Annotated in this window: 15 protein-coding genes and 1 pseudogene; 8 read left to right on the forward strand and 8 right to left on the reverse strand. The window is 65.8% G+C overall.

Annotated features, from left to right (window positions below; genetic code table 11):
* Positions 1-55: 55 nt before the first annotated feature.
* On the reverse strand, positions 56-1,129 hold the full coding sequence (gene purM / locus M3I54_RS10380) for a phosphoribosylformylglycinamidine cyclo-ligase (RefSeq protein WP_254335411.1): 1,074 nt from the start codon (positions 1,127-1,129) through the stop codon (positions 56-58).
* Between the two features lie 283 nt (positions 1,130-1,412).
* Between purM and hda the strand changes: the two are divergent.
* The 6 genes and pseudogenes from hda to panB form a co-directional block, all read left to right on the forward strand.
* A pseudogene (gene hda, locus M3I54_RS10385) lies at positions 1,413-2,114 on the forward strand (DnaA regulatory inactivator Hda); the annotation flags it as partial.
* Positions 2,115-2,734: 620 nt separating this feature from the next.
* Positions 2,735-3,421, forward strand: a complete 687-nt coding sequence (locus M3I54_RS10390; RefSeq protein ID WP_254335412.1) for an HAD family phosphatase — start codon at positions 2,735-2,737, stop codon at positions 3,419-3,421.
* Positions 3,418-5,049 (forward strand): polynucleotide adenylyltransferase PcnB, encoded by a 1,632-nt coding sequence (gene pcnB, locus M3I54_RS10395; RefSeq protein WP_254335414.1) that lies wholly within the window; start codon positions 3,418-3,420, stop codon positions 5,047-5,049. The genes M3I54_RS10390 and pcnB overlap by 4 nt, the downstream gene beginning before the upstream one ends.
* Positions 5,050-5,125: 76 nt before the next feature.
* Entirely contained in the window at positions 5,126-5,665 is a 540-nt protein-coding gene (gene folK / locus M3I54_RS10400; RefSeq protein WP_254335416.1) for a 2-amino-4-hydroxy-6-hydroxymethyldihydropteridine diphosphokinase, read from the forward strand.
* The gene (locus M3I54_RS10405; protein ID WP_254335418.1) at positions 5,662-6,354 is read left to right on the forward strand and encodes a deoxynucleoside kinase; all 693 of its coding nucleotides are present in this window, start codon (positions 5,662-5,664) and stop codon (positions 6,352-6,354) included. Before folK ends, M3I54_RS10405 begins: the two co-directional genes overlap by 4 nt.
* 67 nt (positions 6,355-6,421) lie before the next feature.
* Positions 6,422-7,237, forward strand: coding sequence for a 3-methyl-2-oxobutanoate hydroxymethyltransferase (panB, locus tag M3I54_RS10410; RefSeq protein ID WP_254335420.1), 816 nt, complete (start codon positions 6,422-6,424; stop codon positions 7,235-7,237).
* An 81-nt stretch (positions 7,238-7,318) separates the two neighbouring features.
* Here the strand turns inward: panB and pabB are convergent, their stop codons facing one another.
* The 7 genes from pabB to hrcA all read right to left on the reverse strand — a co-directional run bounded on the left by pabB (position 7,319) and on the right by hrcA (position 16,757).
* Positions 7,319-9,202 (reverse strand): aminodeoxychorismate synthase component I, encoded by a 1,884-nt coding sequence (gene pabB, locus M3I54_RS10415; protein ID WP_254335422.1) that lies wholly within the window; start codon positions 9,200-9,202, stop codon positions 7,319-7,321.
* A gap of 54 nt (positions 9,203-9,256) precedes the next feature.
* A complete protein-coding gene (dnaJ, locus tag M3I54_RS10420) occupies positions 9,257-10,393 on the reverse strand; it encodes a molecular chaperone DnaJ (protein ID WP_254335423.1) in 1,137 nt (378 codons plus the stop codon).
* Between the two features lie 282 nt (positions 10,394-10,675).
* On the reverse strand, positions 10,676-12,637 hold the full coding sequence (gene dnaK, locus M3I54_RS10425) for a molecular chaperone DnaK (protein ID WP_254335425.1): 1,962 nt from the start codon (positions 12,635-12,637) through the stop codon (positions 10,676-10,678).
* Between the two features lie 239 nt (positions 12,638-12,876).
* Entirely contained in the window at positions 12,877-13,479 is a 603-nt protein-coding gene (gene grpE / locus M3I54_RS10430) for a nucleotide exchange factor GrpE (RefSeq protein ID WP_254335427.1), read from the reverse strand.
* Between the two features lie 550 nt (positions 13,480-14,029).
* Positions 14,030-14,437: an RNA-binding S4 domain-containing protein gene (locus M3I54_RS10435; protein ID WP_254335430.1), complete on the reverse strand. Its 408-nt coding sequence runs from the start codon at positions 14,435-14,437 to the stop codon at positions 14,030-14,032.
* 36 nt (positions 14,438-14,473) lie between these two features.
* Positions 14,474-15,541, reverse strand: a complete 1,068-nt coding sequence (hemH, locus tag M3I54_RS10440; RefSeq protein ID WP_254335432.1) for a ferrochelatase — start codon at positions 15,539-15,541, stop codon at positions 14,474-14,476.
* 196 nt (positions 15,542-15,737) lie between these two features.
* The gene (gene hrcA / locus M3I54_RS10445) at positions 15,738-16,757 is read right to left on the reverse strand and encodes a heat-inducible transcriptional repressor HrcA (protein ID WP_254335434.1); all 1,020 of its coding nucleotides are present in this window, start codon (positions 16,755-16,757) and stop codon (positions 15,738-15,740) included.
* 260 nt (positions 16,758-17,017) lie between these two features.
* Between hrcA and M3I54_RS10450 the strand changes: the two genes are divergently transcribed.
* The gene (locus tag M3I54_RS10450; RefSeq protein ID WP_254335435.1) at positions 17,018-17,929 is read left to right on the forward strand and encodes an NAD kinase; all 912 of its coding nucleotides are present in this window, start codon (positions 17,018-17,020) and stop codon (positions 17,927-17,929) included.
* Between the two features lie 96 nt (positions 17,930-18,025).
* The gene (recN, locus tag M3I54_RS10455; protein WP_254335436.1) at positions 18,026-19,705 is read left to right on the forward strand and encodes a DNA repair protein RecN; all 1,680 of its coding nucleotides are present in this window, start codon (positions 18,026-18,028) and stop codon (positions 19,703-19,705) included.
* Positions 19,706-19,741: the final 36 nt, after the last annotated feature.

Raw genomic sequence — 19,741 nt, forward strand, 5'->3', positions numbered from 1 at the left:
AAAATGCCCGCCATGATGAATGGCGGGCATTTTTTTGCGCGGGAACGCGTGAGGCTTAGACCACCACGGTCTGCGCTTCGCCTTCCTTGCTTGCGCGCACCACGCCGATCTTCCACACCTGCTCGCCCGCGGCGGCCAGCAGGGAAGCCGCCGCATCGGCCTGATCCGCCGCCACGACCACGGCCATGCCGATGCCGCAGTTGAACACGCGGTGCATTTCCGCATCGGCCACGCCGCCGTGCTTTTGCAGCCACGTGAAGAGCGGCGGCAGCGGCCATGCCGCGTGATCCAGTTCGGCCGTGAGGCCTTCGCGCAGCACGCGCGGAATGTTCTCGACGAGGCCGCCGCCCGTGATGTGCGCCATGCCCTTCACCGTGATGGTTTCCATCAGCTTGAGCAGCGGCTTCACGTAGATGCGCGTGGGCGCCATCAGCGCGTCGGCGAGCGAACGGCCGTCGAAGTCGGCCGCGAGGTCCGGTTGCGCGCGCTCGATGATCTTGCGCACGAGCGAGAAGCCGTTCGAGTGGATGCCGCTCGAAGCGAGACCCAGCACCACGTCGCCCGGGGCGATCGTGCTGCCGTCGATGATCTTGCTCTTTTCGACCGCGCCCACCGCGAAACCGGCGAGATCGTATTCGCCGTCGGGATACATGCCCGGCATTTCGGCCGTTTCACCGCCGATCAGCGCGCAGCCCGACAGCTCGCAGCCTTGCGCGATGCCCTTCACGACCGTGGCCGCCGTATCGACATCCAGCTTGCCGCAGGCGAAGTAGTCGAGGAAGAACAGCGGCTCGGCGCCCTGCACGAGGATGTCGTTCACGCTCATCGCGACGAGATCCTGGCCGACCGTGTCGTGTTTGTTCAGATGAAATGCGAGACGCAGCTTGGTGCCCACGCCGTCGGTGCCCGAAACGAGCACGGGCTCCTTGTATTTCTTCGGCACTTCGAAGAGCGCGCCGAATCCGCCGATGCCGCCCATCACGCCGTCGCGCAGGGTCTTCTTCGCAAAGGGCTTGATGCGGTCGACGAGCGCGTCACCCGCGTCGATGTCCACGCCCGCGTCGCGGTAGGAGAGGCCTTGGTCCTGCGACTGTGCCTGATTAGCGGGGCCGGATTTCGGTTGATTCATGGGGAAGCGCCAGAAGGTCGGTAAAATGCGATTTTAACCGATTGACGGCGCCCCGCCGCCGCGGGTGGAGCGAGATTTGGAACGCGCCTCGCCTGCGCCCCACAACCGGAAACCGAGTTTTGCCGCACAACACACCGTATTTCGCACCGTGCCAGCGTCGGGCCGCTATCTGGACCGGGATCGCGCTCGCCCTCGGCATCGTGCTGCGGCGGTTGCGGCCCAGTGATCTCCGCAGTTCTCACGAGAGCACGCTTTACTAGAACCGATTCCGTCCAGACACACCGTGCAGCGACAGTTAACGCTCGATCTCGGCACCCCGCCGCCATCGACCTTCGACAACTTCCATATCGGCGCCAACGCCGAGCTGGTCGCGCGCCTGCGCGGTCTGGACGCGGCGCTCATGGCGGGCCCGATCGCCGATCGCACGTTCTATGTCTGGGGCGAACCCGGCAACGGGCGCAGCCACCTGCTGCACGCGCTCGCCGACGAAGCGCCGCCGGGCCACGTGCGCTATCTGGGCCCGCAAAGCGCGCTGGCGGCGTTCACGTTCGATCCGCGCGTGACGATCTACGCGGTGGACGACTGTGATTCGCTCTCGGGCGCGCAGCAGATCGCGCTCTTCAACCTGTTCAACGAGGTGCGCTCGTACCCCGCCTGCGCGCTCGTCGCGACGGGCAACGCGCCGCCCATGGGTCTCGCCGTGCGCGAGGACCTGCGCACGCGCCTCGGCTGGGGCCTCGTGTTCCACCTCGCGCCGCTCTCCGACGAAGGCAAGGCGGCCATCCTCAAGCTCGCGGCGCGCGAGCGCGGCATTGCGCTCGCCGACGACGTGCCCGCCTACCTGCTCACGCATTTCCGGCGCGACATGCCGAGCCTGATGGCCTTGCTCGACGCGCTCGACCGCTTCTCGCTCGAACAGAAGCGCGCGGTGACGCTGCCGCTGTTGCGCGCGATGCTCGCGAAGGGCGTGGGCGATCTGGTGAGCGTAGCAAGTGCATTGCCGGCGGACGACGAGCTTTTCGCCGACGAGCTGGCAGAAACGGACGACGCGAGCGAGGCGGACGAAGACCCGGCTAGCGGCAACGCGGCGGCGCAAACGCCACCCGCCGAAGGCGACGACCCGTCGGCACCGCCGGCGCTCTTCTCCAGCGAGCCGCAAGCACCTGCCGCCGAGCCCGACGACGCCCAGCCCTACGAGGCGCCGAAAGCACCGGCCTTGCAGACGCGTGCGCCGGCGCCCGTGCCCTTCGACAAACCGACCGACAACGTCGAAAGCGAATTGGGGGCAAAATACCGTCACGTCGTTCACAAGGAACTGGGCACCGAACTCAAGGGCGAAGTCGATGCCGACGTGAGCAACGAGATGAGTGGCGAACTGCGCGGCGATCTCGATCCGCCGGCGGCAATCGCCGCACCAGAGGCGAACACAGCCGGGACACCGGGACAGACACCGTCAACGCCCGATGCGTCGCAATCGCAAGACAGCAAAGAGGCCGCCCAGAACGATGCGCCTCCAGGCCCTGAATCCCCCGCGGACCCCGCCGCGTCGACGCCGCCCGTCGGCGGCGGCAACGGCGTCTCCCGCTTCAAGTAAAATGAGCGCCCATGGCTAACCTTGCACTTTTTGACCTCGATCACACCCTGATCCCCACCGACAGCGACCACGAATGGGGCCGCTTCATGGTGAAGCTCGGCATTGTCGACGGCGAACGCTTTGCGGAGCAAAACGACCGCTTCTACGCCGACTACAAGGCCGGCAAGCTCGACATCCATGCGTACCTCCTCGCCATGCTCACGCCGCTCGCGAAATATTCGCGCGCGCAGCTCAAGGCGTGGCACGACCAGTACATGCACGAGGTGATCAAGCCGACCATCCTGCCGAGCGCGGTCGAGCTCGTGAAAAAGCACAAGGAAGCGGGCGACCTCTGCTGCGTGGTCACGGCCACCAACGAATTCATCACGGCGCCCATCGCCGAGGTGTTCGGCGTGGACAAGCTGATCGCGTGCGAAGTCGAAACCGTGGACGGCCATCCGGCATCGGCCTTCACCGGGCGCCCCACGGGCACGCCGAGCTACCGCGAAGGCAAGATCGTGCGCGTCGAGCAATGGCTCGCCTCGCTCGGCAAGCGCTGGTCGGACTTCGAGCACAGCTACTTCTACAGCGACTCGCACAACGACATTCCGCTGCTCGAAAAAGTCACCGACCCGATCGCCACCAACCCCGACGACACCCTGCGCGCTCACGCGCAACAAGCGGGCTGGCGCATTCTCGATTTGTTCCAAGCCCAGTGATCAAGAAACTCATCCGCAAGCTGTTCGGCCAGGACGACGCCGAAGCGGCGCAAGACACCGAAGCCCCCGCCGCCGATCCGCACACGGCCTCGCATGAAGGCGCGGCCGCCGTCGCCGGCAGCACCCGCGCGCGCCGCAAGCCGGCCAGCGCGCAGAAGACGTCGAAGCCGCGCGCTGACAAAGGCGCGCCCGACCCGGCCACGCCCGTCATCCTTTCCGCCGACGTCCACGGCATCAATCCCGCGCTCATCTCGCGCAACGCCGTGCGCGTGACCGAAGGTCTGCAGCAAGCGGGCTTCCGGGCGTTCATCGTGGGCGGCGCGGTGCGCGACCTGCTGCTCGGCGTGGCGCCCAAGGACTTCGACGTCGCCACCGACGCCACGCCCGACCAGGTGCAGAAGCTGTTCCGCCGCGCGCGCATCATCGGCCGGCGCTTCCAGATCGTGCACGTGCAGTTCGGGCAGGAAATCATCGAGGTCTCGACGTTCCGCGCGCTGGTCGATGCACCAGCCGCCGAGGCCGCGCCCGCTGCAGCGCCGCCAAAGCGCATGCGCCGCGACGAACTCGACCGCAAGACGCACCACATCGATGCGAGCGGCCGCGTGCTGCGCGACAACGTCTGGGGCGAGCAGCACGAAGACGCCACGCGCCGCGACTTCACGATCAACGCGATGTACTACGACCCGGCCACGCAGACGGTGCTCGACTATCACAACGGGATGGCCGACATGCGCGCGCGCCTGTTGCGCATGATCGGCGACCCCGCCACGCGTTACCGCGAAGACCCGGTACGCATGATGCGCGTGGTGCGTTTCGCGGCAAAGCTCGGCTTCGAGATCGAAGAGCACACGCGCGACCCGATCACGAAGCTCGCGGACCTCATCAACAACGTGCCGGCGGCGCGTCTTTTCGACGAGATGCTCAAGCTGCTGCTCTCGGGCCACGCGCTCGAGTGCCTCAGGTGGCTGCGCAAGGAAGGGCTGCATCACGGCCTCCTGCCGCTCCTCGACGTGGTCCTCGAGCAGCCGCAGGGGGAGCGCTTCATCACGCTCGCGCTTTCGAACACCGACGCGCGCGTGCGCGCGGGCAAGCCGGTATCGCCGGGTTTCCTGTTCGCCACCCTGCTGTGGCACGACGTGCAGCAACGCTGGCAGCAATACACGGCCGAGGGCGAATTGCCCATGCCGGCGCTGCATCGCGCGATGGACGACGTGATCGACGCGCAAACGGAAAAACTGGCGATTCATCGCCGCTTCTCGTCTGACATGCGCGAAATCTGGGGCCTGCAGCTGCGCCTCGAAAAACGTGGCCGCGGCGCGATCAAGCTGCTGGAACACCAAAGATTTAGAGCGGGGTATGATTTCCTCCTGCTGCGCTGCGAATCGGGCGAGCTGGACGCCGAGGTCGGCCAATGGTGGACCGACTTCATTTCCGGCGACATCGCCGCGCGCGAGGCCCTTCTCGCGCAGGGCGGCAAGGAACGCTCGCCGCGCAAACGCCGCCGCCGCGGCGGCGCGAAGAGCCGCAGAACGGGCGAAGGTGCTGAGTCGGAAGCCGGTGCAGCCGGTGACGAGCAGGAAGCCAGCAGTGCAGACTATGACGGCCACGCCGGTCCGCACGAGGACTGACGCCGTGCGGCGTCGCGGCCGGCAAACCGCGGCGCACACGTGTCGAACCGCAACAAAAGTCGCAGGAAGTGAAGCCATGACGGTTGCCTGGCTGGGAGTTGGCGCGAATCTGGGGGATGCGCGCCAGACCCTCAAAGACGCGGTGGTGTGCCTGGCACAACAGCACACCCTCACCGTCGTCGCTAAATCGAGTCTGTACCGCACCGCGCCCATCGACGCGGGCGGCGACGACTATTACAACTGCGTCGTGAAGATCGAGACGAGTCTCGACGTTCACGCGCTGCTCGCCCTGTGCCAGCGCGTGGAGCATCACTTCGGCCGGGAGCGTCCCTTTCGCAACGCGCCTCGCACGCTCGACATCGACATCCTGCTTTACGGCGACGCCACCATCGACGAAACCGACCTCGTCGTGCCACATCCGCGCATGACGGGCCGCGCGTTCGTACTCGTGCCGCTCGTCGAGATCGATCCCGAACTCGTGATTCCGGGCCAGGGGCCCACCAGCGCATTCCTCACCGCCGTGGCCGACCAGCGCATCGAGAAGGTCAAGCCGCTGTGCCAGTGCATGGGCGCGGCGAGCGCGCCTGACACGCCGCCCTCCGGCAACTGCCGATGAGCACGACACCCCTGCCCGTCGTCAGCGCGCGCGCCGCGCGGCCAGCCGCGCTTCAGTACATCGTGATCGAAGGGCCGATCGGCGCGGGCAAGACCACGCTCGCGACGCGTCTCGCCGAACGCTGGTCGATGCACACGCTGTTCGAATCGAACGCAGACAATCCGTTTCTGGAGCGCGTGTATCGCGACACCGCGCCCTCGTCGCACGCGCTCGCGGCGCAGCTGCATATCGCCTTGCAGCGCGAGCAGCTTTCGCGCGACGTGGCCGCGCGCCGCGCAACTGGCGTGCCGCTCGTGACGAATTTCCTTGCCGAACGCAACGATCTGTTCGCGCGCCTCACACTCGCTGAAGACGAACTGCCGCTGTACCGTGCGCTCGCCTCGCGTCTCACGTCATCCGCGCCCGCGCCCGACCTCGTCGTCTATTTGCAGGCAAGCCCCGAGGCGCTCTACGCGCGCATCCAGAAGCGGGCGGTACCGCGCGAGCTGTCTATCTCGAGCGCATTCCTGCGTGCGCTCTGCGACAGCTACAACGATTTTTTCTATCATTACGATCATGCGCCGGTGCTCACCGTCGGCGTGGAGCATCTGAATCTGCTCGATTCCGATGCGGACCTGGCGCTCGTCACCGAACGTATCGAGACGATGCGCGGCCGCAAGGAATCCTTCGTCAAGGGCACGTCGCTATAACCGTTTCATCGGCGCGATCAAGCGGCGCAGCCCCTCTTCGTTTTTCCCCTTCCCAACGGATTTCCCCATGACTTACCTGCAGGAAACGAGCCGCAGCGCGGTCACCGTGCCCAAACTCCAGGCCATGCGCGACGCCGGCGAGCGCATCGCGATGCTGACGTGCTATGACGCGAGCTTCTCGGCGCTGTGCGACCGCGCGGGCGTCGATACGGTGCTGATCGGCGACTCGCTCGGCAACGTGCTCCAGGGGCACACCACGACGCTGCCCGTCACCATCGACGACATCGCGTATCACACGGCGTGCGTGGCGCGCGCGCAAACCAGGGCGCTGATCATCGCCGACTTGCCGTTCGGCACCTTCGGCACGGCCGAGGACGCGTTTGCGAACTCCGTGAAGCTCATGCGCGCCGGCGCGCAGATGGTGAAGATCGAGGGCGGCGAATGGCTCGCGCCCACGGTGAAGATGCTGGTGGAGCGCGCCGTGCCCGTGTGCGCGCACATCGGCCTCACGCCGCAGTCGGTGCATGCGTTCGGCGGCTTCAAGGTGCAGGGCAAAAGCGATGCGGCGGCGACGCAGATGATTCGCGATGCGCTCGCGCTGCAGGAGGCGGGCGCGCAGCTCGTGGTGATCGAGGCCGTGCCTGCGGCGCTCGGCGCGGAAGTCACGAAGCAGTTGCGCATTCCGACCATCGGCATTGGCGCGGGCGTGGACTGTTCAGGTCAGGTGCTCGTGCTGCACGACATGCTCGGCATTTTCCCCGGCAAGCGGCCGCGCTTCGTAAAGGATTTCATGGCCGGGCAGCCCGATATCGAATCGGCCGTGCGCGCGTATGTGCAGGCCGTGAAGGAAGGCGCGTTCCCGGGGCCCGAGCACGTGTTCTGATCCGGCGATTTTGCTTCGCAGAATGAAAAAAGCGCGCTCCGTTTGGAGCGCGCTTTGTTTATCTGGTGCGCTACGGCCGCTTCATCGAATCAAGCGTGCCGGCACCGCGCCGCGCAGCGCGTTCGACAGCATCAGGGCTTCGGCGTTGAGCACGTCGTCGCGCGTGAGCACGCGCTCGTGTGCACCGAACGCTTCGTCGTCGAGCAGCACGCCGCGCATCACGCCCGGCAGCACGCCCGAGGCAAGCGGCGGCGTGAACCACTTGCCGTCGAGCTTCACGAACACGTTCGAGCGTCCGCCTTCGGTCAGCTCGCCGCGCTCGTTGAAGAACAGCATGTCGAAGCCGCCCTGCGCTTCGGCCTCGCGCCATGCGCGATCGAATTCGGCGCGGCGCGTGGTCTTGCGCAGCAACAGCGCGTCGGCGGATTCGACCGGCGCAAAGCCGTGATCCGGCGCGAGCAGCACGCCCACGGTGTCGTGCGCGAGCGCAGCGAGCGGCGCGCTGGTGAGCGTCGCCGCTCCGCGCTTGCCGAGCGCGACTCGCACACGGTGTGGCGCGTTATCGTCTGCAAACGTGGCGCAGATTTCGTCGATGCGCGTTCGCAACGCTTCAACGTCGCACGGGAAACCGAGCCACGCCGCGCTCGCCGCGAGCCGCGCGAGGTGACGCTCTGCGTGGCGCACGCCGCCAGCACGCGTCGCGTACATCGTTTCGAAGCATTCGATGCCCGGGTCGGCATCGGTCAGAAAGCGGGCTTTCAAGCGGCACTCCTCGTATTCATCGGCGGCCACGCTGTCGAGCACGATGCCCGCGCCTACGCCCATTTCGCCGCGCCGCGTGGCTCCCGCGCCCCCGGAGGGCGCATCGAGCGTCAACGTGCGGATCACGACTGAGAGGCAGAAGTCGCCGCAAGTCTCGCCCGCCGACGGCGCTTCGATCCAGCCTATCGTGCCCGTGTAAAGCCCGCGCGGCGCATGCTCGAGCGCTTCGATCAGCTCCATCGTCCGGTGCTTGGGCGCACCCGTGATCGAGCCGCACGGAAAGAGCGCGCGCATGGCGGCGGCGAACGTCGTGCCTTCGCGCAGCGTCGCTTCGACGGTCGAGGTCATCTGCCAGACGGAACGGTAAGGCTCGACGCTGAAGAGCGCCGGTACGCGCACCGAGCCGGTCTGCGCGACGCGCGAGAGGTCGTTGCGCAGCAAGTCGACGATCATCACGTTTTCGGCGCGGTTCTTCGGATCGTTGGCGAGAAAATGCGCGGCGGCGGCGTCTTGCTCCGCTTCGGCGAAACGCGCGGCCGTGCCCTTCATGGGTTTCGCGCGCAACGTTTTGCCGTGCTTCTCCACGAACAGCTCCGGCGAGCACGAGAGCACCCAGCGGTCGCCCGGCAACGCGATCAGCGCGCCGTAACGCACGCGCTGACGCTCGCGCAAGCGCCTGTAGAGCGCGAGAGGCGAACCGTACGCCTCGAAGCCGAGCCGGTAGGTGTAGTTGATCTGATACGAGTCGCCCGCGCGCAGGGCAGCTTGCACGGCGGCAATGTCCCGCTCGAAGCGCGCGCGATCGACACCGATCGTCACGCCCGCCACGCCTGCTGGCGCAGGCGCTTCACCGCCCTCCTGCGCCGCGAGCCACGCATCGGTTTCCTCGCGCGAGAGCTTTTCGCAGCGTTCGAACAATAAAAAACGCAGCGCGGCTTGGCCGTGCTGCGTTTCGATGAATGAGGTCGTGTCGCGCTTTGCGAATTCGAGCGTGCGCCCGAACTCGTAGTCGCCAGTCACGAGGGCGTGAAGTCCGTTGCCCAGTTCGGCGTTCACTTGCGCGCACACCGCGTCGAGATCCGCCGCGCGCTCGCATGCAAGCTCGCGCGCGAACTCCGTGTAGAGGCGGCTCGAGCGGCTCGACGCCGTCGAGTCGCCGTCGTCGAGCAGCGCGAACACCGCGCCGCCTGGATTGACTGCCATTGCGCTAACTACCTGCTATTTACCTGCTACTGCACGGCGACGGCGGAAAGCGCGTCAGTCGAAGAAGCTCTTCACGCGGTCGAACCAGCTCTTGCTTTGCGGGCTGTGCCGCGACCCGCCTTCCACGAGCGACTTCTCGAACTGCTGCAGCATCTCGCGCTGGTGATCGGTGAGCTTGACCGGCGTTTCCACCTGGACATGCACATACAGATCGCCGGCGATGCTCGAACGCAGGCCCTTGATGCCCTTGCCGCGCAGACGGAACGTCTTGCCCGACTGCGTGCCTTCAGGCACCGTGAAGCTCGCGCGGCCCGCCAGCGTCGGCACTTCGATCTCGCCGCCCAGCGCCGCCGTGGTGAACGGAATCGGCATCTGGCAGTGCAGATCGTCGCCGTCGCGCTCGAACACCGCGTGCTGCTTGATGTGGATCTCGACGTACAGATCGCCCGACGGCCCGCCGTTGATGCCCGGCTCGCCGTTGCCGGCCGAGCGGATGCGCATGCCGTCGTCGATGCCCGCCGGAATCTTCACTTCGAGCGTCTTGGTTTCCTTAACCTTCCCCGCGCCGTGGCAGTTCGTGCACGGCTCGGGAATGTAGGAACCCGTGCCGTGGCACTTCGGGCAGGTCTGCTGGATGCTGAAGAAGCCTTGCGACATGCGCACCGAACCCGAACCATGGCAGGTCGGGCAGGTTTCGGGCTTCGTGCCGGGCTTCGCGCCCGAGCCGTGACAGACTTCACAGCCGCTCCAGCCCGGCACGCGGATTTGCGTCTCGTAGCCGTGCGCCGCCTGCTCCAGCGAGATTTCCATGCTGTAGCGCAAGTCCGCGCCGCGATACACCTGCGGGCCGCTGCGCTGGCCACCGCGGCCGCCGCCCGCGGCCTGGCCGAAGATATCGCCGAAGATGTCGCCGAAAGCGTCCGCGAAACCGCCGAAACCCTGCGCGCCGGCACCACCCATGTTCGGATCGACACCGGCGTGGCCGTACTGGTCGTAAGCCGCGCGCTTTTGCGAGTCCGACAGCATTTCGTAGGCCTCTTTGGCCTCCTTGAAATGCTCTTCCGCATCCTTGTTGTCCGGATTGCGGTCGGGGTGATACTTCATCGCGAGCTTGCGATACGCCTTCTTGATTTCGTCGTCGCTCGCGTTCTTCGCGACGCCCAGAACCTCGTAGTAATCCCGTTTCGCCATATCGGTTCAACGCCGGCCTCGCGCTTCACGGCGCGCGCCGGCTCCTCTTGAATGCTGGATCTCGTGACCCGTTTGCCGTTCCTTTGAACATCCGCACGAGCGCTTCTCACGCCGCGGCGGCCCCTGAAAGAGAACGGCCTCCATAAAACAAATGTGCCCGGAGAGCCAGATGGCTCGCCAGGCGCTGCAATGCTGACACGCATCGTAACCGATGCGGCCGCTTTCGTAGCGCCACGACCGTTCGCTGATCAGGCAAAACGGTCATGACGGCCACGAACCGACTCAGTCCTTCTTGACTTCCTTGAACTCGGCGTCGACCACGTCGTCGGCGTTGTTCTGCGCGCCTTGCTCGGCAGCACCGGCACCACCTGCCGCACCCGCACCGGCTGCACCCGCCGCGCCTGCCTGCTGCGCCTGCATGTCGGCGTACATCTTTTCGCCGAGCTTCTGCGACGCGGTCGAAAGCGTCTCGACCTTCGCCTCGATCGTCGCCTTGTCGGCCGACGAGCTCTTCAGCGTTTCTTCGAGGTCCTTCAGTGCGGCCTCGATCGCTTCCTTCTCGCTGGCTTCGATCTTGTCGCCGTACTCGGCCACGGCCTTCTTCGTGCTGTGAACCAGCGCATCGCCCTGGTTGCGCGCATCGGCAATCTCGCGCAGACGGTGATCTTCTTCCGCGTTCGCTTCTGCGTCCTTCACCATCTTTTCGATTTCGGCTTCGGACAGACCCGAGTTCGCCTTGATCGTGATGCGGTTTTCCTTGCCGGTCGCCTTGTCCTTCGCACCGACGTGCAGAATACCGTTCGCGTCGATGTCGAAGCTCACTTCGATCTGCGGCACGCCGCGCGGTGCGGGCGGAATGCCTTCAAGATTGAACTCGCCCAGCAGCTTGTTGCCCGCCGCCATTTCGCGCTCGCCCTGGAACACCTTGATCGTCACGGCCGACTGGCTGTCGTCCGCCGTCGAGTAGACCTGTGCGTGCTTGGTCGGGATCGTGGTGTTCTTGTTGATCATCTTCGTCATCACGCCGCCGAGCGTCTCGATACCGAGCGAGAGCGGGGTCACGTCGAGGAGCAGCACGTCCTTGCGGTCGCCCGACAGAACCTGGCCCTGGATCGCGGCGCCAACGGCCACGGCTTCGTCCGGGTTCACGTCACGGCGCGGGTCCTTGCCGAAGAACTCCTTCACCTTTTCCTGCACCTTCGGCATACGCGTCTGGCCGCCGACGAGAATCACGTCGTCGATGTCGCCGACCTTCACGCCTGCGTCCTTGATCGCCACGCGGCACGGCTCAATGGTGCGCTCGATCAGGTCTTCGACCAGCGCTTCCAGCTTGGCGCGCGTGATCTTCAGGTTCAAGTGCTTCGGACCCGATGCGTCCGCCGTGATGTACGGCAGGTTGATTTCGGTCTGCTGGCCCGACGACAGCTCAATCTTGGCCTTTTCAGCCGCTTCCTTCAGGCGTTGCAGCGCGAGCACGTCCTTCGAAAGGTCGACGCCCTGCTCTTTCTTGAACTCGCCGATGATGTAATCGATGATGCGCTGGTCGAAGTCTTCGCCGCCGAGGAACGTGTCGCCGTTGGTCGAGAGCACTTCGAACTGCATTTCGCCGTCGACATCGGCGATTTCGATGATCGAGATGTCGAACGTGCCGCCGCCCAGGTCGAACACGGCAATCTTGCGGTCACCCTTTTCGGCCTTGTCCAGACCGAACGCGAGTGCGGCTGCCGTCGGCTCGTTGATGATGCGCTTGACTTCCAGACCGGCGATACGGCCGGCGTCCTTCGTTGCCTGACGCTGGCTGTCGTTGAAATACGCGGGAACCGTGATCACGGCTTCGGTGACCGGCTCGCCAAGGTAATCTTCAGCGGTCTTCTTCATCTTGCGCAGCACTTCAGCCGAGACCTGCGACGGCGCGAGCTTCGAGCCATGCGCTTCGACCCAGGCGTCGCCGTTGTCGTGCTTGACGATCTTGTAGGGCATCAAGCCGATGTCCTTCTGCACTTCCTTCTCTTCGAAGCGGCGGCCGATCAGGCGCTTGACTGCGTACAGCGTGTTGCGCGGGTTGGTGACCGACTGGCGCTTGGCCGGTGCGCCGACCAGGACTTCGTTGTCGTCCATGTAGGCGATGATGGACGGCGTCGTACGGGCGCCTTCCGAGTTCTCGATCACCTTGACCTGATTGCCTTCCATCAGCGCCACGCACGAATTGGTGGTGCCGAGGTCAATACCAATGATTTTGCCCATTTTTGTCAAATCTCCAGATTTTGGTCGCTGTGCGGACGCCGCTTTCGCGCTGCGCAGGTAACTGCCTGCTCGAGCCGCGTTTCCCTTGTGCGCGGCTGGCGTCCACTTCAATACGGAACTGCTGCCCAAATAAGTGCCGTTACGGCGATTTCAAGGGGTTGGGGCTATGCGTTCCATCATTTTTTTCAATCGCGGGGCCTTTTGGGTCCCTTCAGGCCCTCGCGCTGCTTACATTTTTCTTACTTCGGTGCCGAAACAGTCACGAGCGCCGGACGCAGCACGCGGTCGGCAATCACATAGCCCTTTTGCAGCACGCTGACCACCGTGTTCGCTTCCTGCTCGGACGGCACCATCGAGATGGCCTGGTGACGGTGCGGGTCAAACTTCTCGCCAACGGGGTTGATGGCGAGGACCTTGCCCTTCTCGAGCGCGCCGGTCAGTTGCCTGAGCGTGAGCTCGACGCCTTCGTTGACCTTGGCGAGATCGTCCGAGTTATGGCTGAGCGCGGCTTCGAGGCTGTCCATCACCGGCAGCAGATGCTCGGCGAAGTTTTCGATTGCGAACTTGTGCGCCTTGGCGACGTCTTCCTGCGCGCGGCGGCGCACGTTCTCCGTCTCGGCCTTGGCGCGGACGAAGGCGTCCTGCAATTCGGCGACCTTCGCTCGGGCTTCGTTAAGCTGCGCTTCGGCCAGTGCGGCCTCGGCAAGCGCCGCAGCATTCTGGTCCACGCCGCCTTTGGCTGCCTGCTCGACCGCGTCAGCCGTTTGGGGCTGGGCTGCTTGCGACGCCTCGTCCGCGGGCGTGGGGTTCTGGCTCGTCGGGTTCTCTTGCGTGTTTTCCATGTCGCTGAACGTCGTTGAATAGTGAAAAAGGGAACATAGCTTCGGGCGCCATTGCGCGGCCCTCTCTGCTACGCCGACGACCGTTGCGCCGGTGCGACAGAGGCTTGGTACATTGCGACAGCACATGGGTGCCGGATCGCTTGTTTCAAGGGTCTCTCGCGGCTTTTTTATGCAGAGATCAAAGCCGCGAAACCGCCCGTTACAACCATTACTGCAGCGCCGCAAAAATGAAATTGAGTAAGGGACATCCCTGACCTACACTCAGAAACAGGTGCTGCTCATGACGCGTTTACCCTGAGCCCGGCACCGCACCGAATGGGCCCGCAGTCAGCACATTTTTTAGCGGCAGTGCTGCACATAAAAACGCTGACCGGGCCTCGAAACTGGCCGTTTTGCCGCGATCCCAAGGGGAGTACCGTGAAACTGACCTTTGCCATATCGGTGGTCGCGCTGGTACTCATCGCCGGAACTACGACCATCTGCATGTCGGGCGCCGTGAACGAAAACACGACGGAATACGGGGGCGTGCACGCTACGATGGAAGCGCTCTTCAGTCCTCACGCGAAAGTTTGTCGATAGTGCGGCGGTCGCGCTTGGTCGGCCTGCCCTGTAATACGGCAGCCGGTTCGCGAAAGAGCCGGCGCCGGTCCTGCTCCGCGGCGCGCTTCTCTCGTCCGGCCTGGGTTTCCGCATAGAGCGTCTGCGCGATGCTGGCGGGACCGCGCACCTCGCAAATCCCCAGCACTTGCACTTCCCACACCACGTGATCGATCTCGATTTCGACGAGGTCGCCCACGCGCACATCCTTCGACGCCTTCACGGCGTCGCCGCCGATACGCACATGCCCTTTGCCCACGGCGTCCGAGGCGAGCGAACGCGTCTTGAAGAAGCGCGCCGCCCATAACCATTTGTCGATGCGCAGCCGCGCGCCAGGTTCAGTCGAAATCTTGTAGTTCATCAGAAGCTTCCCGGATGCGCCGCTCAGTTCGCTTGGTCAAGCCACTGCGCCAGCCGGCGCCGCGGCTTGCACGGGCCAGCCCTGCAGGTGCTGCGCAACGATCTCGCCTAGCGCCGCGATCCACGCCGGCGAGGCATTCAGGCACGCAATGCGGTGAAACTCCTTGCCGCCGCCGTGCAGGAACTCGTCGCGCACTTCCATGCCGATTTCCTCGATGGTTTCAAGGCAATCTGCCGTGAAACCGGGGCAGAACACGTCCGCACGGCGCACGCCGCCCGCGCCCAGTTCGCGCAGCGTGGGCGCCGTGTAAGGTTGGAGCCACTGCGCCCGCCCAAAGCGCGACTGGAACGTCACCCGGCATTCGACCGGCGTGAGCTCCAGCGCGTGCATGAGGAGCGTGGCCGTCTGCTGGCACTGGTCGTGGTACGGGTCGCCCAGATCGAGCGTACGGCTCGGCACGCCGTGAAAACTCAGCACGAGCCGGTCGCCCGCCGCGAAATTGGGTTTACCGTGCGCATGCCAGTACTGGTGCACCTGCGCCGCAAGCGCCGCGATATACGCCGGATGGTCGTGATAGCCACGCACCGTACGGATTTCCGGCTGGTTGCGCATGCGGCGCAGCGCGGCGAAGGCCGCGTCGAACGCCGTCGCCGTGGTCGACGCCGAGTACTGCGGGTACATCGGCATGAGCAGAATGCGTTCCGCGCCCGCCAGCTTGAGCTGGTTCAGCATCGCCGGGATGTCGGGCGTGCCGTAGCGCATCGCGTAATCGACGAGGACCGTGTAGTCGTTGATCTGCAGCAGATGGCGCAGGCCGTCGGTCTGCTTCTGCGTGTGCCCGCGCAGCGGCGAACCCTCGGGCGTCCAGACCGCCACGTACTTCTTCGACGACGAACGGCCGCGAAACGGCAGGATCAGCGCGCGCAGGATGACCTGCCAGATCGGCGCCGGAATCTCGACCACGCGCGGATCGGAGAGAAACTGCGCGAGATAGCGGCGCACGGCGCGCGGCGTGGGCGCGTCCGGCGTGCCCAGGTTGATGAGCAGCACGGCGACGCGATGCGCCGCGGCGGACTGCGAAGGCCGCTCCAGGTCGAAACGCATAGGCGATCAGTGGCGCCGCGCGAATGCGCAGCAACGGTTGCATGAAGCAAACATTATAGCGGGCGGTCCGGACGGGCCAAACCGGACCCGCGCCGGAGCGGCTCGTCGCGCGTTGGCCATTCGGCCGATGGCGCGTGGCACGCCTTTCGGGGATGGTCTTCGGAAAGGCGGCCGTGCCCGGCGCCCGGCGCAGCGCTCAGTTCTGGCTGAGCGTGAGCGAGAGCAGGCGCGCGGTGATGTCGACGATCGGGATCACCCGGTTGTACGCCATGCGCGTCGGCCCGATCACGCCGAGCGTGCCGACGATCTTGCCGTTCACCTCGTAGGGAGCCGTCACCACACTCATTTCCTCGATCGGCACGAGTTGTGACTCGCCGCCAATGAAAATCTGCACGCCCTGCGCGTGACTCGAGACGTCGAGCAACTGCAGGAGGCTGGTTTTCTGGTCGAACACGTCGAAGAGTTTGCGCAGGCGCGCCATGTCCGAGGACAGGTCGGCCACTTCGAGCAGGTTGCGCTCGCCGGAAATGAGCAAGGTGTCGCCGCTTTCGGGCTCTTCGGTGCTCGCAGTCACCGCCGCGTGCATGAGCGTGGTCATGTCGCCGCGCAGCGCGTCGATTTCCTCGCGCAGGCGACGGCGCACCTCGTCGAACGACAGGCCAGCGAAGTGCGCGTTAATGTAATTCGAGGCTTCGATGAGTTCGGAAGGCGTGAAGTCGCGCTGCGTCGCCATGATGCGGTTCTGCACGTCGCCTTCGGGCGTCACGATGATGAGCAGGATGCGCTTGTCGGACAGGCGCATGAACTCGATCTGCTTGAACACGTGGCTGCGCCGGGGCGTCAGGATCACGCCCGCGAACTGCGAGAGGTTCGAGAGCACGCTGGCGGCCGCCGCCACGACTTTCTGCGGCTCGCCGGGGCGCAGCGTGGTCTTCACCGCGCGCGTGAGCGCGTCGTCGTCGGAGCTGGGCTCGACGGTGAGCATGGTGTCGACGAACAGGCGATACCCGCGCGGCGTGGGCACACGCCCGGCCGAGGTATGCGGGCTGGACACGAGACCCAGCTCCTCGAGGTCCGACATGACGTTGCGGATCGTCGCCGGGCTCAGCTCCAGGCCGGAATAGCGCGACAGCGTGCGCGAGCCGACCGGCTGACCTTCGGCGATGTAGCGCTCGATCAGCGTCTTGAGGAGGGTTTGTGCGCGGGGATCTAGCATGACTCAAAATTTTAGCCTAATGGCGGGTTGGCCGCGAGTGCGCCGCCAGGCCGGGCCGTGCGGGCCGCCCCGCGGCGCGGGGCGTGCCTGTATCGGCCGCCGTCACCCGGCGTATTGCATAGCGCACCGCACGACACATCGCGCGTTGTCATCGCCGTGTCACCGGCTTCGGGCTGGAGGGCGCGGCGCGCAAGGCCTGGCAGGCCACGCCCGGTCTGCGCCAGGTTCTTTTCGTGACCTGACTATGGTGTAATGCCGGCATGCAGATCCAGAAGATCCAGAGCCAGTTCAAGACTGTTGCGCTCGTTGGGCGCAACAATACGCCAGGCATTGCCGAGCCGCTGACGGCGCTCGCTCAGACCATTTCGAAGCGCGGCTTCGAGGTCGTGTTCGAAGCGCAGACCGCAGAGGAAATCGGCGCGCAGGGCTATCCCGCGCTGCAGCCTGCCGAAATCGGCGCGCGCGCGGACGTGGCCGTCGTGCTCGGCGGCGACGGCACGATGCTCGGTATCGGCCGCCAGCTCGCGCCCTACCGCACGCCGCTCATCGGCATCAACCACGGGCGGCTCGGCTTCATCACTGACATCGCGTTCTCCGAGATGCAGGAGGTCGTGCCGCAACTGCTCGCGGGCTCGTTCGAGCGCGAGGAACGCTCGCTGCTGGAGTCGCGCATCACGCGCGACGGCGACCCGATTTACCACGCGCTTGCCTTCAACGACGTGGTCGTGAACCGTAGCGGCTTTTCGGGCATGGCCGAACTGCGCGTGAACGTGGATGGCCGCTTCATGTACAACCAGCGCTCCGACGGTTTGATCGTCGCGACGCCCACGGGCTCGACCGCCTACGCGCTCTCGTCGCAGGGGCCGATCCTGCATCCGCAGTTGCAAGGCATCGTGCTCGTGCCGATCGCGCCGCACGCGCTCTCGAACCGCCCGATCGTGTTGCCCGACGACTGCAAGGTGAGCATCCAGATCGTGGCGGGCCGCGACGTCAACGTGAACTTCGACATGCAGTCGTTCACCGCGCTGGAGCTGAACGACGTGATCGAGGTGCGCCGCTCGCGCCACACCGTGCCCTTCCTGCACCCGGTCGGCTACAGCTACTACCGCACGCTGCGCAAGAAGCTGCATTGGAACGAGCACCCCTCGCTGCAGGGCGATCCGGAGGACTGAACCCGCGTCTTCGCGTGAAGCGCGCGCGTGCGTTGCCATGCAGCCTGCAGTCCCACGGTAATCAAAGCCAACCAAAAAAGAGCAGAACCAGACGCCATGCTTCGCCATCTCTCGATTCGCGACTTCGTGATCGTCGCGGCGCTCGACCTCGAATTTCACAGCGGCTTCACCGTGTTCTCCGGCGAGACAGGCGCGGGCAAATCGATCCTGATCGACGCCCTCGCCCTCACGCTCGGCACGCGCGCCGACGCGAGCGTCGTGCGCACGGGCGAGAGCCGCGCCGACATCACCGCCGAGTTCGATGTACCGGCGCATGCCGCGCTTTGGCTCGACGAGCAGGCGCTCACGAACGGCGACGGCGAGCACACCGTCATGATGCGCCGCGTGGTGGATAGCGGCGGGCGCTCGCGCGCCTTCATCAACGGGACGCCCGCCACGCTCGCGCAGCTGCGCGAACTGGGCGAAATGCTTGTCGACATCCACGGCCAGCATGCGCACCAACTGCTCATGCGCCCCGACGCGCAGCGCGAACTGTTCGACACGCACGCAGGCCTCACGGATCTCGCCGCCACCGTCACGCGCGCGTGGCGCGACGCGCGCGACGCGCGTCTCGCACTGCAAAGCGCCATGTCACGCGACCGGGAGCTGCAGCTCGAGCGCGAGCGCCTCGCGTGGCAGCTCGCCGAGCTCGACAAGCTCGCGCCGCAGCCGGGCGAATGGGAAGAAGTGAACGCGGAGCACGTGCGGCTTTCGAATTCGGCCAGCCTGATCGAAGGCGTGCAAGGCGCGCTCGCGGCGTTATCCGAATCGGACGAGGCGATGCTTTCGCAGTTGAACTCGATCGTCTCGAAGCTGCGCGATCTCGCCGAGGTCGACGCCGAACTCGACGACGCGCTCGCCGCGCTCGAACCAGCCGCAATCCAGATCCAGGAAGCAGCGTACTCGCTTTCGCATTACGCGCAACGTCTCGATCTCGATCCGCAACATCTCGCGCAGGTGGAACGGCGCCTCGACGCGCTGCATTCGACGGCGCGCAAGTTCCGCCTCCCGGCCGAGACGCTGCCCGAGGAACACGCGGCACGCCGCCAGCAACTCGCGGCGCTCGACGCCGCGTCCGATCTCGACGGCCTGCGCGCCGCCGGGCAGAAGGCGCAGGACGCCTATCTGGCGCAGGCGCGCCAGCTCTCGAAGGCGCGCGCCAAGGCGGCGAAGGCGCTCGGCGCGGCGGTCACGCAAGGCATGCAGGAACTGTCGATGGCGGGCGGCAGCTTCGAAGTCGCGCTCGTGGCGCTCGGCAGCAGCTCGACCGGCGAGCCGATCGGCGGCGCGCATGGTCTGGAGCAGATCGAATTCCGCGTGGCGGGCCATGCCGGCGTGCCGCTGCGCCCGCTCGCGAAGATCGCCTCGGGCGGCGAGCTCGCGCGCATCAGCCTCGCGCTCGCCGTGATCGCGAGCGCGGCGAGTCCCACGCCCACCCTGATCTTCGACGAAGTCGATACGGGCATCGGCGGCGGCGTGGCCGAAGTGGTGGGGCGTTTGCTGCACCAGGTCGGGCGCGCGCGCCAGGTGCTGTGCGTCACGCACTTGCCGCAAGTCGCGGCGCGCGGCGATCACCACTTCCAGGTGGCAAAGTCCGGCGACGGCAACGGCGGCACGGTTTCGGCCGTCATGCCGCTCGACAAGGGCGGCCGGGTGGAAGAAGTCGCGCGCATGCTGGGCGGCCTGGAGATTACCGCGACGACCAGGCGGCATGCGAAGGAAATGTTGGCGGCGTGAGCGAGACTGGCCCTCACGTATCCGGCGCACCCGCCA

It is taken from the genome of Paraburkholderia sp. CNPSo 3274 (assembly GCF_024206475.1).
GTDB lineage: Bacteria > Pseudomonadota > Gammaproteobacteria > Burkholderiales > Burkholderiaceae > Paraburkholderia.

Excerpts from the sequence above, each read along its gene's own strand:
- purM (WP_254335411.1), bottom strand. The coding sequence starts at position 1,129 with ATGAATCAACCGAAATCCGGCCCCGCTAATCAGGCACAGTCGCAGGAC.
- M3I54_RS10390 (WP_254335412.1), top strand. The coding sequence starts at position 2,735 with ATGGCTAACCTTGCACTTTTTGACCTCGATCACACCCTGATCCCCACC.
- folK (WP_254335416.1), top strand. The coding sequence starts at position 5,126 with ATGACGGTTGCCTGGCTGGGAGTTGGCGCGAATCTGGGGGATGCGCGC.
- M3I54_RS10405 (WP_254335418.1), top strand. The coding sequence starts at position 5,662 with ATGAGCACGACACCCCTGCCCGTCGTCAGCGCGCGCGCCGCGCGGCCA.
- panB (WP_254335420.1), top strand. The coding sequence starts at position 6,422 with ATGACTTACCTGCAGGAAACGAGCCGCAGCGCGGTCACCGTGCCCAAA.
- pabB (WP_254335422.1), bottom strand. The coding sequence starts at position 9,202 with ATGGCAGTCAATCCAGGCGGCGCGGTGTTCGCGCTGCTCGACGACGGC.
- dnaJ (WP_254335423.1), bottom strand. The coding sequence starts at position 10,393 with ATGGCGAAACGGGATTACTACGAGGTTCTGGGCGTCGCGAAGAACGCG.
- dnaK (WP_254335425.1), bottom strand. The coding sequence starts at position 12,637 with ATGGGCAAAATCATTGGTATTGACCTCGGCACCACCAATTCGTGCGTG.
- grpE (WP_254335427.1), bottom strand. The coding sequence starts at position 13,479 with ATGGAAAACACGCAAGAGAACCCGACGAGCCAGAACCCCACGCCCGCG.
- M3I54_RS10435 (WP_254335430.1), bottom strand. The coding sequence starts at position 14,437 with ATGAACTACAAGATTTCGACTGAACCTGGCGCGCGGCTGCGCATCGAC.
- hemH (WP_254335432.1), bottom strand. The coding sequence starts at position 15,541 with ATGCGTTTCGACCTGGAGCGGCCTTCGCAGTCCGCCGCGGCGCATCGC.
- hrcA (WP_254335434.1), bottom strand. The coding sequence starts at position 16,757 with ATGCTAGATCCCCGCGCACAAACCCTCCTCAAGACGCTGATCGAGCGC.
- M3I54_RS10450 (WP_254335435.1), top strand. The coding sequence starts at position 17,018 with ATGCAGATCCAGAAGATCCAGAGCCAGTTCAAGACTGTTGCGCTCGTT.
- recN (WP_254335436.1), top strand. The coding sequence starts at position 18,026 with ATGCTTCGCCATCTCTCGATTCGCGACTTCGTGATCGTCGCGGCGCTC.